Annotated in this window: 12 protein-coding genes; 5 read left to right on the forward strand and 7 right to left on the reverse strand. The window is 65.6% G+C overall.

The window, feature by feature from the left end; genetic code table 11:
- Positions 1 to 27: 27 nt before the first annotated feature.
- From ARC39_RS25920 to ARC39_RS02830, 6 genes are all read right to left on the reverse strand, one after another.
- Positions 28 to 1,638, reverse strand: a complete 1,611-nt coding sequence (locus ARC39_RS25920; RefSeq protein ID WP_068109639.1) for a calcium-binding protein — start codon at positions 1,636 to 1,638, stop codon at positions 28 to 30.
- A gap of 778 nt (positions 1,639 to 2,416) precedes the next feature.
- Complete coding sequence (locus tag ARC39_RS02810; RefSeq protein WP_068109642.1) at positions 2,417 to 3,427, reverse strand: oligopeptide/dipeptide ABC transporter ATP-binding protein; 1,011 nt, start codon at positions 3,425 to 3,427, stop codon at positions 2,417 to 2,419.
- The gene (locus ARC39_RS02815; RefSeq protein ID WP_068109645.1) at positions 3,424 to 4,392 is read right to left on the reverse strand and encodes an oligopeptide/dipeptide ABC transporter ATP-binding protein; all 969 of its coding nucleotides are present in this window, start codon (positions 4,390 to 4,392) and stop codon (positions 3,424 to 3,426) included. Before ARC39_RS02815 ends, ARC39_RS02810 begins: the two co-directional genes overlap by 4 nt.
- 3 nt (positions 4,393 to 4,395) lie before the next feature.
- Positions 4,396 to 5,322 (reverse strand): ABC transporter permease subunit, encoded by a 927-nt coding sequence (locus ARC39_RS02820; protein ID WP_068109649.1) that lies wholly within the window; start codon positions 5,320 to 5,322, stop codon positions 4,396 to 4,398.
- Positions 5,323 to 5,332: 10 nt separating this feature from the next.
- The gene (gene oppB / locus ARC39_RS02825) at positions 5,333 to 6,256 is read right to left on the reverse strand and encodes an oligopeptide ABC transporter permease OppB (RefSeq protein WP_068109652.1); all 924 of its coding nucleotides are present in this window, start codon (positions 6,254 to 6,256) and stop codon (positions 5,333 to 5,335) included.
- Between the two features lie 63 nt (positions 6,257 to 6,319).
- Entirely contained in the window at positions 6,320 to 7,936 is a 1,617-nt protein-coding gene (locus ARC39_RS02830) for a peptide ABC transporter substrate-binding protein (RefSeq protein ID WP_068109655.1), read from the reverse strand.
- A 487-nt stretch (positions 7,937 to 8,423) separates the two neighbouring features.
- Here ARC39_RS02830 and ARC39_RS02835 point away from each other — a divergent pair, with 487 nt between their 5' ends.
- Genes ARC39_RS02835 through ARC39_RS02855 form a run of 5 tightly spaced genes read left to right on the forward strand, consistent with a single transcriptional unit; the run spans position 8,424 to position 13,084 of the window.
- Positions 8,424 to 9,677 (forward strand): imelysin family protein, encoded by a 1,254-nt coding sequence (locus ARC39_RS02835; RefSeq protein WP_068109658.1) that lies wholly within the window; start codon positions 8,424 to 8,426, stop codon positions 9,675 to 9,677.
- A 58-nt stretch (positions 9,678 to 9,735) separates the two neighbouring features.
- A complete protein-coding gene (locus ARC39_RS25150; protein ID WP_078059027.1) occupies positions 9,736 to 10,029 on the forward strand; it encodes a (2Fe-2S)-binding protein in 294 nt (97 codons plus the stop codon).
- Positions 9,977 to 10,462, forward strand: a complete 486-nt coding sequence (gene bfr, locus ARC39_RS02845) for a bacterioferritin (RefSeq protein ID WP_068109665.1) — start codon at positions 9,977 to 9,979, stop codon at positions 10,460 to 10,462. The genes ARC39_RS25150 and bfr overlap by 53 nt, the downstream gene beginning before the upstream one ends.
- A complete protein-coding gene (locus ARC39_RS02850) occupies positions 10,449 to 12,011 on the forward strand; it encodes a di-heme oxidoreductase family protein (protein ID WP_078059028.1) in 1,563 nt (520 codons plus the stop codon). The genes bfr and ARC39_RS02850 overlap by 14 nt, the downstream gene beginning before the upstream one ends.
- A gap of 11 nt (positions 12,012 to 12,022) precedes the next feature.
- On the forward strand, positions 12,023 to 13,084 hold the full coding sequence (locus ARC39_RS02855; RefSeq protein WP_068109667.1) for a DUF1513 domain-containing protein: 1,062 nt from the start codon (positions 12,023 to 12,025) through the stop codon (positions 13,082 to 13,084).
- 113 nt (positions 13,085 to 13,197) lie between these two features.
- Here the strand turns inward: ARC39_RS02855 and ARC39_RS02860 are convergent, their stop codons facing one another.
- Positions 13,198 to 14,568 carry a phosphohexomutase domain-containing protein gene (locus ARC39_RS02860; protein WP_068109669.1) on the reverse strand — a complete coding sequence of 457 codons (1,371 nt, stop codon included), beginning with the start codon at positions 14,566 to 14,568 and terminating at the stop codon, positions 13,198 to 13,200.
- Between the last annotated feature and the right edge of the window lie 35 nt (positions 14,569 to 14,603).

The raw sequence follows: 14,603 nt of genomic DNA on the forward strand, positions 1-14,603 counted from the left end.
CGCGTTGGGCGCCCGCCGCCGTCCGTGCTACATCCCGAAGTACTCCGTACCGACGATGTCGTCTGCCAGCGCCTCCAGCGTCACCCCGGTCACAAGGACGGTGCCGCCAAGCGTGGTGTCGAGGAGCACGTCGTCTCCGGCCTGTTCGGCAGTCACGATATCGACCTGCTTGAAGCGCAGAACGTCGACGCCGAGCTCGAAGCCCTCGATCGTGTCGTTGCCGGTTCCGGCGTTTCCGGTGATGCGGAACTCGTCGCGCACACCATCGCGGAGCATCTCCGTCCAATCTTCCGGCCACGGCCCCAACCATTCCTCGGTGCCCGGCCCGCCGATCAGCGTGTCGTCGCCGCCGCCGCCGGTCAGAACGTCCTCGCCATGCCCGCCGGTCAGCCGGTCGCCACCGCTGCCGCCACGCAGCGTGTCGTCGCCGTCGCCGCCGCGAAGCGCATCCGAGCCCGCGCCGCCGGTCAGAACGTCGTCATCGCTGCCGCCCATCAGCAGGTCGCCATCGCCGCCGCCCTTGAGCACGTCGTTGCCGTCGGCGCCCGAGAGAATATCCTCCCCGTTGCCGCCCTTGAGGCTGTCGTCACCGGAACCGCCGGCCAGTTGGTCGTCGCCGTTCCGGCCGATCAGGACATCGTTCCCGGTGTCGCCGAAGAGCAGGTCGTTCCCGCCAAAGCTCCGGATCGTGTCGTCGCCTCCAAAGCCAAGAAGTACGAGGCTGATGTCGCGGTCATTGACGGTCGGCTGCAGCGAATCGGCGTCGGCCGTGCCAACCACGAACTGCCAGTCGTCCTTGGTGAGCCAGCCCCACGACAATCCCGTCGCTTCATTGGCCGCCCAGGCGAAGTTGCCGAAGGCTTCCTCGACCGTCGTTGCCGGATAGGCCCGGGAAAGAGCGTCCCAGAACACGGTGTAGCCCTCCATTCCGGCATGTTCATAGAACAGCTGATAGATCCCGGCCTTGCCCACGGCCTCCGGAGTGATGCTGTCGTCGCTGAAATAGGCCATCATTTCGGCCGGCAGAACCGTCTCGTAGAACGCCGGTTCATTGGCCGTGGCATCCCACGGGTATCCGGTCGCCTCGCCGGCAATATAGCGGTTCGCCACCGCGTAGCCGGTCGGGAAGTTGTACCCGCCGAGCGCATCCCCGTAGAACCAGAAATTGCGGCCCAACTCGTAGAAGACGATGTCCATGATGGCGCCGCTGTCGGCAATGGCATCGTAGACGCCGTTGATCCACGGCCAGAGCGTGTCGAACCCCGCGCCGAACATGTCGTCAAGGATCTCGATCCCGTGCCGGCCGAGATACCCGCATCCCGCGCCGCAGGTCTCCGCGACCACCGCAATCGTGCCGCGCCCCTCGAACGTGTAGGGGTCCCAGGCTTCCGGCGTGCGGCCGGTGAAGCTCATGTAGGTTTCGTAGCCGGTGTCGAACGTGCCCACGAGCATGTCCATGACGGTCGCGTCAACAACCGTGCCTTCTGGTACAAGCAGCGCGACATGATCCCCGAGCCACACGTCCATCCGGTAGGTGCCGTCGTAAAACGACTCGTAGTCGATGGTCGCATAGGGCCCGCCCGGCGGTGCCGAGAGCGTAGGAACCGTTAACGTATCGGTATGAATTTCGTGTCCCATGGCCCCCTCCCATGGTGTGTTGAAAGATGCGCGAGACATACCACTTTTGGTCAATTCGCGCGTTGATGCAGGTCAGGGGAACGGCGAACAACCGTTTGAAAACTGGGCATATGCCGAAGCCGCGCCCCACTTCCCCACGCTGCCGCTTGGATGACGTATGGGAAATGTCCCCCGCCGCACATCGCCTGTCCGGGGAGCGGCGCGATACGGCGACAAAGGACAGCGCGGGCGACCAGCCCGAGCCGCGCGTTCGGGCTGGCGAAACGTCCACTGGTTGTTCGCGCCCCACCTCCCGACGCTGCCCCTTGAATGACGCATGGGACATATCCCCTGCCGCACATCGTCTGTCCGGGGAGCGGCGCGATAAAGTCGACAAAGGACAGCACGGGCGACCAGCCCGGGCCGCGCCCGACCCTCCCCCCGGGAGGGCGCTCTGGCGATGTCGGTCGCCGTTCAACCGTCGTTCGGGGCTTCGGAATAGAGCATCGACCACAGACGGCGCGGAACGCCCTCCCAGGGTCGGCCGCGGCCCTCTGTACCGGGCGCCCGGCCAAGGCGATGTCGGTTGCCGTTCAACCGTCCTTTGGGGCTTCGGGATAAAGCGTCGACCACAGGCGGCGCGGAACGCCCTCCCAGGTCGGCCGCGGCCCTCTGTACCAGGCGCGCGGCAAAGGCGATGCGGTCCTGCCAACGCGACGTTCGCATCGCTGCGGCAAGGGTTAATGAACGGTAAACCCGCCGCTGCAACCCATTGATTTCTAACGGCCCGGGTATTGTCTCACGATGAGACAGCCAGCCCCTCCGCCGCCGTGACCGGGCACCAGGAGACATGTCCCGGCCCGATCTGCTGCCCCTCCGGCCGCCCTTGGGCGCAGGCGGGCAGGGCCCGCGGGCAACGGGTCCGGAAGACGCAGCCCGAGGGCGGGTTGAGCGGCGAGGGCAGGTCGCCCTCCAGCACCGGATGCTCCCGCGCCAGCTCCACCACCGGGTCCGGGATCGGCACCGCCTGCACCAGCGAGCGGGTGTAGGGGTGGACCGGCCGCTCGATCAGCGTGTCCGCGTCGGCCGTCTCCATCACCCGGCCCAGGTACATCACCAGGATCCGGTCCGAAATATGCTTCACCACGCTCAGGTCATGGGCGATGAAAATGAGCGAGATCCCGAGGTCACGCTGCAGCTCCGACAGCAGGTTGATGACCTGCGCCTGCACCGAGACATCGAGTGCCGACACCGGCTCGTCGCAGATCACCAGCTCCGGGTTCAGGATCAGCGCGCGGGCAATCCCGATCCGCTGGCACTGGCCGCCGGAAAACTCGTGCGGGTAGCGGTTGATCTGGTTGGGCAGGAGGCCCACCCGCTCCATCAGCTCGCCGACCCGGCGCTTCACCTCGGCCTTGGGCGTGTCGGGGGCGTGGGTCGTGAGAGGCTCGGCGATGATCTCGCCCACCTTCATGCGCGGGTTGAGCGCCGCCAGCGGGTCCTGGAAGACCATCTGCGCGGCCTGCCTGTGGCGCCGGCGCTCGGCGGGCCCCATCGAAAGTAGGTTCTGCCCCTTCCACAGGATGCGCCCGCCCGATGCGGGGATCGTATTGATGATGGCGCGCGCGACGGTGGATTTGCCAGAGCCCGACTCGCCGACGATGCCGAGCGTCTCGCCCTTTTCCAGCTCGAAACTCACGCCGCCGACGGCATGGAGCTTGAGGGACGGTGTCCACGGCCAGGCGCCGCGCGGGCGCACGTCGAAGGTAACCTGAAGATCGTCGACCATCAAAAGCGTGGAGTCGCTCATGCCACGTCCTCCGGTGTGCGATGACAGGCGCGGACGCGCGTGTCGGTCAGGCGTTCAAGCGGCGGGATTTCCGTGGCGCAGCGCGGCTCGCGCATCGGGCAGCGCGGCTCGAACGGACAGCCAGGAAAGCCCTTCAGCATGTCGGGCGGCTCACCGGGAATGGTGGGCAGGACATCCTCCCTCCGGTCGAGCCGCGGCACCGCCTCCAGCAGCCCGAGCGTGTAGGGATGGGTCGGGCGCGCGAAGACTTCCTCCGTCGTACCCCGCTCCATGATCCGGCCGCCGTACATGACCATGGTGCGCTCGCAGGCGCCGGCGACAATGCCGAGATCGTGGGTAATCAGGATCAGCGCGGTGTTGAACTCGTCCTTAATGTCCCTGAGCAGATCCATGATTTGCGCCTGTACCGTGACGTCGAGCGCCGTCGTCGGCTCGTCGGCGATCAGCAGGCGGGGACGGCACAGGAGCGACATGGCGATCATGATCCGCTGGCGCATGCCGCCGGAGAACTCGTGCGGATACATGGTGATCCGCGCCGCCGCATCGGGGATACGGACGGCGTCCAGCATCCGCACACTCTCGGCGCGCGCCTCGCGGCGGGACATGCCCCGGTGCAGCGTCAGAACCTCCTCCATCTGCTCGGAGACCTTCAGGAACGGATTGAGCGAGGTCATTGGGTCCTGGAAGATCATCGCGATCTCCGAGGCACGTATATTGTTGAGCTTCGCCTCCGGCAGGTTCAGGATTTCCTGTCCGTCCCATTTGACGGACCCCGTGGCATGGCCGTTGCGGGCCAGCAGGCCGATGGCCGCGAAGGCGGTCTGCGACTTGCCCGAGCCGCTCTCGCCCACGATGGCAAGCGTGTCGCCTTCGTAGACGTTGAAGGTGACACCATTGACGGCGGAGACGATGCCATCGTTGGTTTCGAACTTCACGTTCAGGTCTGTGACTTCCAAGAGCGCCATGTGTCAGCGGTCCTTCGGATCGAGCGCATCGCGCAGCCCGTCGCCGACGAAGAAGAAGGCAAAGAGCGTGATGACGAAAAAGAAGAGCGGGAAAAGCAGCATCCAGAGCGTGCCGTATTGCAACTGGCTCGCCCCTTCCGAAATCAGCGCGCCCCAGGACGTGTTTGGCTCCTGAACACCGAGCCCGAGGAAGGAGATGAAGCTCTCGTAGATGATCATGTTGGGCACGAGCAACGTTGCGTAAACGATCACGACGCCCAACAGGTTCGGCACGATGTGGCGGCGAATGATCGTCGAGGGCCGCACACCGATGGCATGGGCGGCCTCGACGAATTCCTTGTTCTTGATCGAGAGTGTCTGCCCGCGGGCGATCCGCGCCATGTCCAGCCAGGAGATCAGGCCGATGCCGACGAAGAGCATCAGGATCGACCGGCCGAAGATGACGAGCAGCAGGATCAGCACGAACATGTAGGGCACCGACATGAACACATCGACCAGCCGCATCATGAAGTTGTCGATCCGGCCGCCGTAATAGCCGGCCGTCGCGCCGTAGATGGTGCCGACAATGACGGCGATGAAGGCCGCGATAAGGCCGACCATGAGAGAGATCTGGGTGCCCTGCACAGTACGGGCGAAGAGATCGCGGCCCAACTCGTCCGTGCCGAAGTAATGCCCCGATGCGAGGCTTGGCCGGCCCATTGTGTCGACCTGACCCAGGACGCTCCAGTCGACCTCCTCGTTGGACCAAGGGGCCACATACGCCCCGAAGGCGGCGAAGAGCGCGACTAGGATGAGCACGACCAGCCCGGCGACGGCGGCGCGGTTGCGGAAGAAGCGGATACGCGCATCCGCCCACAGCGAGCGGCCCTCGATTGTCGGCGCCAGGTCTGCGTTTTCAAGTGACTTTGCGGTGCGTCTGCCGAAGATCATGGTGCGCGCCTCAGTACCGGATCTTCGGGTCGATCCAGGCATAGAGGATATCGACCACGAGGTTGAAAAGGATGGTCAGCGCGCCGGTCAGGATGGTGATCCCCATGATCACCGAATAGTCGCGGTTGAGCGCCGAATTGACGAAGAAAACGCCGATGCCGCCGGTGGAGAAGTAGATGTCGATCACCACCGATCCGGTGATCATGCCCACGAAGGCGGGTCCGAGGTAGGAGATCACCGGCAGCAGCGCGGGTTTCAATGCGTGACGGAAGATCACCCGGCGCATCGGCAAGCCCTTGGCGCGGGCGGTGCGGATGTAGTTGGCGTTCAGCACTTCCAGCATGGAAGAGCGGGTGAGACGCGCGATGGAGGCCATGAAGGACGTCGACAGCGCGATCACCGGCATGATGACGTATTGCCATTGCCCACCCTGCCAGCCACCGCCGGGCAGCCAGCCGAGCCACAGCGTGAAGACAAGCGTCAGGATCGGGGCCATGACGAAGTTTGGCAGCACCTGGGCGCCGATCGAGATGCCGACGGCCAGATAGTCGAGCCAGGAATTGTGGTAGATTGCCGCGAGGATCCCGAGCGTCATGCCAACGACGGTGGCAACGACGAAGGACCAGAATCCATAGGTCAGCGTCACCGGAAAACCCTGCGCGATAATGTCGTTAACCGTCTGGTCCTTGTAGACGTAGGACGGGCCGAAATCGAAATGGACGACGACGTTCCAGACGTAGTTGAACATCTGAACGATCAGCGGTTTGTCGAGCCCGAATTTCGCCTCGAGGTTCGCCATCACTTCCGGCGGCAGGGTACGTTCGGTGTCGAACGGCCCGCCGGGGGCGGCGTACATGATCACGTAAGAGAAAACGACGAGGATTAGAAGCGTTGGAATAGCGACAGCAAGACGCTTCAGGATGAATGACAGCATGGGTGGCCTGGCGTTGGGTCGGGCGCGCGGGAAAAGCCCGCGCGCCCTGCCTTTGTGACGGTATTACTCGGCGGCGCGATACAGGTCCTTCGAGTACCAGTTGAACTCGGCGTTGTTGAACGGCCAGCCCTTGATGTCCGCCGACAGAAGCATCGGCTGCGTGTAGTGGTAGATCGGGATGACACCCATGTCCTCGGCCAGGATCTGCTCGGCCTCGGTGTACATCTCGTTGGGGCTCTCAGACGTCGTGGAGGCTTCCATCAGCTCGTCATAGCGGGCGTTGGAGTACTTGCCGTCGTTGTGCTCCTCTTCCGACACCAGGATCGACAGGAAGGTCGAAGCCTCGTTGTAGTCGGCACACCAGGCGGAGCGGGAGACATCGAAGTCGCCCGACTTGCGGACGCCGAGATAGGTCTTCCACTCCATGTTCTCCAGCGTGACGTTGACGCCCAGTTTCTGCTTCCACATCTGCGACATGATGGTCGCGATCTGCTTGTGGTTCTCGTCGGTGTTGTAGATCAGCTTGAGCTCGAGGTTTTCCACCCCGGCCTCCGCCAATAGCTCCTTGGCCTTGGCGTCGCGCTCGGCCTGGGACCAGCTGGCGTAGTCGATCTCCGGCACCTCGAACCCGGCGGTCTTGAGATGAGCGAAGTTATAGGCCGGCCACTGGCCACCCTTCAGAACCTGATCCACGATCACGTTGCGGTCGATCGCGTAGGACAGCGCCTTGCGCACGCGCGGGTCCTTCAGCTCCTCCTTGCCATCCGGCCACTGGTTGATCTGGTAGTAGTAGTTGCAGAGCCGCGGCGCCGCATGCGCCTGATCCGGCATCTGTTCCAGCAACGTCGGATACTGACCGGCGGGCAGCGGATAGAACGCGTCGATTTCGCCGGCCTTGTAGCGGGTCAGCGCCTGGTTCACGTCGTTGATGACGTAACCGGTCGTCTTCTCGATGATGACGTTGTCGGCGTCCCAGTACATCGGGTTCTTTTCGCGGCTGTGATACTCGTTGAGCACCATCTCGGTCAGCACGTAGGCACCGTTGGAGACGATATTCGCCGGGTCGGTCCACTTGGCGCCATGCGCCTCGATCGTGGCGCGGTGGGCCGGCATCATCGTCGCGTATGTCGTCATCGCCGGGAAGTAGGGCAGCGGCTTGGTGAGGTTCACTTCAAGCGTGTGATCGTCAATCGCTTTCACGCCCAGTTCCGTCGGGTCCATCTCGCCGGCGACGATCTCGGAGGCGTTCACGATGGAGGCCAGTTCCATGTACCAGGCATAGGGCGAGGCGTTGGCGGGGTCGACGGCGCGCTGCCAGCCATAGACGAAGTCCGCGGCCACGACCGGATCGCCGTTGGACCACTTCGCCTCCGGGCGCAGCGTGAAGGTGTAGGTCTGGTTGTTGTTGGATGCCTCGTAGCCGGTGGCGACGCCGGGGATGACGTTGCCCTCGCCGTCCTGGATCATCAGCCCTTCGAAGAGGTCGCGGATCGCGTGGTGGCCCTCTGTCTCCTCGTTGAGCTGCGGGTCGAGCGTCGGGAACTGGTCGAGCAGACGATAGGAGAAGGTCTGGTTGTCGGAGAGCGCCTCTCCGGTCACCGGATGCGTGCCTTCAGCCATTGCAGAGGTGGCGAGCACCATCGCGGCGGCGGACAAGTACATTGTTGCCTTGGTATTCATTGACAGTCTCCCTGTAGGTTTCGACAGCGGCTCCGCGCTCAAACGGCGGATGCCGGCCTGACGGCACTATGACTGGCGTCAGGTGGTTACGCCATTTTTTTCTATGCCCCGGCGACCACAAGAGTGACGTTGCGGAACTGCGACCTCCGGCTGCGCCGATCTCCGCATGAAACGCACCCGAAACGCCTGAGCAAGTCCCGTATGTGCGGGAATAGCGGACCGCGCGACCCGCCATTCCGCACCGCTGGCCGATACGGATTCGCGCGCCGCTCGGACCGGCCTCTGCCCGGGAGCGCACCGGAATTCCCCGGGCGACACTTGGACGCGCAATGGGCCAGGAACGCGCCTGGGCGCCGAAATTATGGACGATTGTGGTTTGTGATCCGGAGTATCTGACTATTGTTGTCAGTAAAATGCTTGTCCGAGTAAATTTATCTGATATTCAATCTCTCAATCGACCACAACGTGACGACCAACAGGAATTCTCATGACCATTCGCACGACCGCCCTCGCGGCCCTACTCAGCGGAACCGCGCTGGCCGCTCAGGCCGCCGCGCCGGCTGATGTTGTTAGCAATTACGCCGATATCGCGCTCGCCGGGTACGAAGACAGCCTGGAAACCGCCAAGGCGCTGAAGGCCGCGCTGGAAACCCTGGTCGCCGAGCCGACCGACGCGAATCTGGACGCTGCAAAAGCGGCCTGGATCGCGGCCCGTGTTCCCTACCAGCAAACCGAGGCGTTCCGCTTCGGCAACCCGGTTGTCGACGATTGGGAAGGCAAGGTGAACGCGTGGCCGCTGGACGAAGGCCTGATCGACTATGTCGAGGGCGACGCCGGGCTGAACGACGAGAACCCGTTCTCCGGCGCCAACGTAATCGCCAACCCGTCGCTGGAAGTCTCCGGTGCCACGGTTGATGCCACGGCGATCACCCCGGAACTCCTGCAGGAAATGCATGAGATCGACGGAATCGAAGCGAACGTGACGACCGGATATCACGCGATCGAGTTCCTCCTCTGGGGGCAGGATCTGAACGGCACCGATGCTGGCGCCGGCATGCGTCCGGTCACCGATTTCGATGCCGCGAATTGCACCGGCGGCAATTGCGAGCGCCGCGCGGAATACCTGCTGGCCGCCGCCGACCTGCTGATCTCCGACCTGGAAGATGCGGTCGCGCTGTGGGCTGAAGGCGGGCAAGGCCGCGCCGACGTGACGGCCGATCCTGTGCAGGGCCTCGTGATGGCCTTCACCGGCATGGGCTCGCTCTCCTACGGCGAACAGGCCGGCGAGCGCATGCAGCTCGGCCTCCTTCTGCACGATCCCGAAGAAGAGCACGATTGCTTCTCCGACAATACCCACGCCAGCCACTTCTACGACGGGCAGGGCATTCAGAACGTCTACACCGGCACCTATACGCGGGTCGACGGCTCGATGGTCGAAGGTCCGTCGCTCTATGACGTGGTCAAGGAAAAGGACGCCGATCTGGCCGACGCGCTGAAGGCGGACATCGAGATGACGATGGAAAAGCTCGGTGCCATCGTGGCGCAGGCTGAAGCCGGCACCGCCTATGACCAGCTGATCGGCGCCGGCAACGATGAGGGCAACGCCATCGTGCAGGCCGCCATTGACGCGCTCGTCGCCCAGACCCGCAATATCGAGCGCGCCGTCGCCGCTGTCGGTCTCGACCCGATCGCGGTCGAGGGCTCCGACAGCCTCGACAACCCCGACGCCGTCTTCGAATAAGCTAACCGCCCGGGGGTGCCGACCTGGCGCTCCCGGCCATTTCCGGAAGCCGACTGCCATGATCGTCTGTCACTGCCAGAACATCACCGACCACGACATTCACGCCGCTGTCGACTGGATGCGCGCTTCTGATGCCGAAACGATCATTACGCCCGGAAAAATCTATCACGCCCTTGGAAAGAGGGCCGAATGCGGCGCCTGCATGCCTTTGTTCTTGTCCGCGATGCGGTGCAATGACAATCTCGAAGTGCCAGCCACCCTCCGCAACTTGCGGGTAGCAAAGACAAAGGATTCCGGACATGAAGGGCGACGCAAAGGTCATCGACTATCTCAACGCGGCACTGCGCAGTGAGTTGACGGCGATCAGCCAGTACTGGCTACACTACAAGCTTCAGGAGGATTGGGGGCTCGGCCACATGGCCAAGAAGAGCCGCGAGGAAAGCATCGAGGAGATGAACCACGCGGACAAGCTGATGGAGCGGATCATCTTCCTGGAGGGTCATCCGAACCTGCAGAAACTCGACCCGCTGCGGATTGGCCAGACCCCGAAGGAAACGCTGGAATGCGATCTTGCCGCCGAGGAGGAGGCCCGCGCGCTCTACAAGGAAGCCCGCGAATATTGTCACGAAGTCGGAGACCACGTGTCGAAGTTCCTGTTCGACGAATTGCTGACCGATGAAGAAGGCCACATCGATTTCCTCGAAACGCAGCTCGACCTGCACGCCAAGCTGGGCGAGGAGCGGTATGCCTTGCTCAACGCGTCCAAGATGGATGAAGCCGAGTAGCCAGGCCCTGCGGGCCGTGGCTTCCTGCGCCACGGCCCTTGTCTTGCACCCCGGTGTCGCGGTGGGCCTGGATGTGCCCGCCGAAGGATGGGGAGAACCGCACCTCTCGGTGGTCCCCCGCACGGACGACGAACTGGCACGTATCGCGGGCGTCACGGCGGCGCCGGATACGTTCGAGGCGGCGGAACCCTACGAGGCCCGCCCGGCCGGTGCGGCGACGCATGTCGATCACGCGACCAGCACGCCGTTTTCCCTGCCCTCCGCCAACCTGCGCCCGGAACTCGGGCTGGATTTCCGCGTTGGAAACGGGCTCTTCGAGAAGCTCTGGGTGGAGGCGCCCACCGCCACCACCGCGAGCGACGGTCTTGGGCCGCTATTCAACGCGCGCGGCTGCAAATCCTGTCATATTCGCGACGGGCGGGGCCACGCCCCGGCGGGCCCGGACGATTTCGGGGTTTCGATGGTCCTGCGCCTGTCCGTCCCGGACGAAGCCTCCGATCTGTCGGAGGCGACGCGCGCCTATCTCAACAACGCGCCGGACCCGGTCTATGGCCGGCAGTTGCAGGACAAATCGGTGGCCGGGCTGGCGGCAGAGGGGCGGCTCCGGGTTTCCTACACGACGGAGACCGTGACACTCGCCGATGGCATGGTCGTGGAACTCCGCAGGCCCGAGGTGACGGTGGAGCGGCTGTCTCAGGGCCCCCTGCACGCGGAAGCGGAGACCAGCGCGCGTATCGCGCCGCCGATGATCGGCCTCGGCCTGCTGGAGGCGATCCCGGAGGCCGACATCCTGGCGGCGGCGGACCCTGCGGACGCCAATGGCGACGGCATATCGGGGCGGCCGAACCGGGTCTGGTCGCTGGAATACGGGCAATGGATGCTGGGCCGCTTCGGCTGGAAGGCGGGGCAGCCAACCCTGGCGCAACAGAGTTCGGATGCCTTCGTGCACGATATCGGGATCTCGACGCCGCTGCACCCCTCGCCCTGGGGCGATTGCATGGAACCGCAGGCGTCCTGCCGCGCCGCGCCGCACGGCGTGACGGGCAATGCGGAGGGGCTGGAGATCCCGACACCGGCGATGGACCGGGTGACGCTCTACGTGCGTAACCTTGCCGTTCCCGCGCGGCCGGACAGCGATGCGCCGGACGTGCTGCGCGGCAAGGCCCAGTTCCACGCCGCCGGCTGCGCCGCCTGTCACAGGCCGAAGTTCGTGACCCACCGCTTGCAGGCGCAGCCGGAGCAGAGCTTCCAACTCGTCTGGCCCTATTCGGACCTGCTGTTGCACGACATGGGGCCGGGGCTGGCCGACACTCGTCCCGAGGCGGCGGCCACGGGGCGCGAATGGCGGACCGCGCCGCTCTGGGGGATCGGCCATACCGAGGCGGTCGCGGGCGCGGCCGGTTTCGGCTATCTGCACGACGGGCGCGCGCGCAGCCTGCTGGAGGCGATCCTGTGGCATGGCGGCGAAGCGTCGTCGGCGCGCGACGCCGTGCGGGAGATGCAAGCGGAGGACCGCGCCGCGCTCCTGGCATTCCTGAAATCGCTCTGACGGAGAGAGACATGGACAGACGCCACTTCCTCGCGGCCGGATCCGCGGCCATGCTCGCGGCCCCCGCATGGGCGGACGCCGGTGCGCCTGCCTTCGTGACCGCGGCCGGCAAGCCCGACGGCAGCACCTGGACCGTCGGACTCGATGCGGCGGGGGCGGTCTGTTTCGCCTTTCCGGTGCCCGGGCGCGGCCATGCCGCCGCGCTGCACCCGAAGCGCGCCGAGGCCGTGGCCATCGCCCGGCGGCCGGGGACCTTCGCGGTGGTGCTCGATTGCTCGAACGGCCGCAGCCTCGCGCGGCTCGCCGCACCGGAGGGCCGGCATTTCTACGGCCATGGGGCCTATACGGCCGATGGCGCCCATCTGCTGACCACCGAGAACGCCTATGACGTGCCGGAGGGGCGGATCGGCGTCTGGGATGTGGCCGCGGGGTACGTGCGCGTGGACGACCTGCCGTCGGGCGGGATCGGGCCCCACGAGATGATCCGTCTGAAGTCGGGCGGGTTTGCCGTGGCGAACGGAGGCATCCAGACCCATCCGGACTATGCGCGCCAGAAGCTCAACATCCCCACCATGCGGCCAAACCTGACCTACCTTTCGGACACTGCCGCCATTTTGGAGACCGTGGCGCCGCCGGAGGAGATGCGGCTGAACTCGATCCGCCACATCGCGGAGGATGGCGGCCTGGTGGCGATCGCGCTGCAATGGCAGGGCAACCCGATGACCCGCGTCCCGCTGCTCGCGACCCACCGCCGGGGCGACGCGCTGCGGTTTCTCGATCACCCCGATACCGTCCGGCTGAAGCAATATGCCGGCTCGATCGCGGTGAGCGCGACGCGGCAGGAGATCGTGCTGACCGGCCCCAAGGGGAGCTACGCGGTGTTTTTCGACGCGCAGAGCGGCAGGCCGCTGCCGGGACGGGCGCTCCCGGTCGCCGCTGGCGCAGCCCCGGCAGCCGAGGGGCTGGCGATCACTATCGAGGGCGGCCTTGCGCTCGGGGGCAACGGCGATTTTCGCAGGGTTCCCGTGGCCGGCGGCTGGTCGTGGGACAACCATTTGGTGGCCATCGGCTAGGGACCGGCCGTGGCACGCCCCGGCGGTGGTGTCGGGGGGGCTGTCTGCCCCCCGCGCGGCAGGTGCCGCGCTCCCCCCGAGGATATTTCCCGACAGAAGATGCGCAGCCGCCCTCAGGCCTCGAATGCCCGGATCAGCGCCGAGACCTCGGCGGTTTTCCGGTCCAGCAGGGCGCGGTCGCCGCGGGTTTCGACATTGAGCCGCAGGACCGGTTCCGTGGCGGAGCGGCGCAGGTTGAGGCGCCAGTCGGCGACCGCGAGGCCGAGGCCGTCCATGCGGTCGATCTCCGGCGCCTCCGGTTGAAGCGCGCGCTCCACCGCCGCCATCGCCGCGGCGGGGTCGGAGACACGGAAGTTGATCTCGCCGGAAGAGGGATAGGCGGCGCGGCGGTCGCCGATCAGCGCCGAGAGCGGCTGGCCGGTGCGGCAGATGTGTTCGGCGATCAGGAGCCAGGGGATCATGCCGCTGTCGCAATACATGAAATCCCGGAAGTAGTGATGCGCCGACATTTCGCCGCCGTAGACCGCGTCGACCCGGCGCATCGCGGCTTTCACGTGCACGTGGCCGGTGAGAGAGGCCACCGCTTCGCCCCCGGCCCGCGCGACCAGCTCCTGCGTATTCCACATGATGCGCGGGTCGTGGACGATCTTCGCGCCGGGCGACTTGCCGAGGAAGGCGGTGGCCAGCAGGCCGACGAGGTATTCGCCGTCGATGAAGGCGCCGGTTTCGTCGAAAAGGAAGCAGCGGTCGAAATCGCCGTCCCACGCGACGCCGAAATCGGCGCCCGCGGCGCTCACGGCCTCGGCCGTCGCGGGCCGGTTCTCCGGCAGCAGCGGGTTGGGGATGCCGTTGGGAAAGGTCCCGTCCGGCGTGTGGTGCAGCCGCACGACGGAGAGATCGGCACCGCGTTCGGCAAGCGCCTCGGCAATCGCATCGAATGTCGGGCCTGCGCAGCCGTTGCCCGGGTTGACGAGGATCTTCAGCCCCTTGAGCGCGGCGGGATCGGCGAAGGAGAGGACGCGGTCCACGTAGGCCGGACGGGGATTTTCCGCGCGGATCGAGCCGCGGGCGCCATCCGGCGCGGCGATGCCGGCGGCGGTGCGGTCATGGATCTCCTGGAAGCCTTCGTCCGGGGGGATTGGGCGCGCGCCGGGGCCCACGAACTTGATGCCGTTGTAGTCGATCGGATTGTGGGACGCCGTCACCATCAGCCCGCCGCCGGCGCCGAAATGCTCCGTGGCGAAATAGACTTCCTCGGTGCCGCAAAGCCCGATGTCGATGACGTCCGTTCCGCTTTCGGCGAGGCCCGTGGCAAGGGCCGAGGCGAAGCTCTCGGAGGTCGCGCGCACGTCGCGGCCGACGACGACGGTGCCGGGGCGCATCACGGCGGCATAGGCGCGGCCGATCTGGCGGCAGGTTTCGGCGGTCAATTCCTCACCGATACGGCCGCGCACGTCGTATCCCTTGAAACAGGCCAGTCGCATATTCGTCTCCTTGGCAATTCCCGCGCGACCATAGG

Origin of the sequence: Tropicimonas marinistellae (assembly GCF_001509585.1) — a bacterium.
GTDB classification, from domain to species: Bacteria; Pseudomonadota; Alphaproteobacteria; order Rhodobacterales; family Rhodobacteraceae; genus Tropicimonas; species Tropicimonas marinistellae.

Bases quoted from the DNA above. Each gene is read 5' to 3' on its own strand.
- ARC39_RS02815 (WP_068109645.1), bottom strand. From the start codon at position 4,392: ATGGCGCTCTTGGAAGTCACAGACCTGAACGTGAAGTTCGAAACCAAC.
- ARC39_RS25150 (WP_078059027.1), top strand. From the start codon at position 9,736: ATGATCGTCTGTCACTGCCAGAACATCACCGACCACGACATTCACGCC.
- ARC39_RS02820 (WP_068109649.1), bottom strand. From the start codon at position 5,322: ATGATCTTCGGCAGACGCACCGCAAAGTCACTTGAAAACGCAGACCTG.
- ARC39_RS25920 (WP_068109639.1), bottom strand. From the start codon at position 1,638: ATGGGACACGAAATTCATACCGATACGTTAACGGTTCCTACGCTCTCG.
- ARC39_RS02830 (WP_068109655.1), bottom strand. From the start codon at position 7,936: ATGAATACCAAGGCAACAATGTACTTGTCCGCCGCCGCGATGGTGCTC.
- oppB (WP_068109652.1), bottom strand. From the start codon at position 6,256: ATGCTGTCATTCATCCTGAAGCGTCTTGCTGTCGCTATTCCAACGCTT.
- ARC39_RS02810 (WP_068109642.1), bottom strand. From the start codon at position 3,427: ATGAGCGACTCCACGCTTTTGATGGTCGACGATCTTCAGGTTACCTTC.
- ARC39_RS02850 (WP_078059028.1), top strand. From the start codon at position 10,449: ATGAAGCCGAGTAGCCAGGCCCTGCGGGCCGTGGCTTCCTGCGCCACG.
- ARC39_RS02855 (WP_068109667.1), top strand. From the start codon at position 12,023: ATGGACAGACGCCACTTCCTCGCGGCCGGATCCGCGGCCATGCTCGCG.
- ARC39_RS02835 (WP_068109658.1), top strand. From the start codon at position 8,424: ATGACCATTCGCACGACCGCCCTCGCGGCCCTACTCAGCGGAACCGCG.
- bfr (WP_068109665.1), top strand. From the start codon at position 9,977: ATGAAGGGCGACGCAAAGGTCATCGACTATCTCAACGCGGCACTGCGC.
- ARC39_RS02860 (WP_068109669.1), bottom strand. From the start codon at position 14,568: ATGCGACTGGCCTGTTTCAAGGGATACGACGTGCGCGGCCGTATCGGT.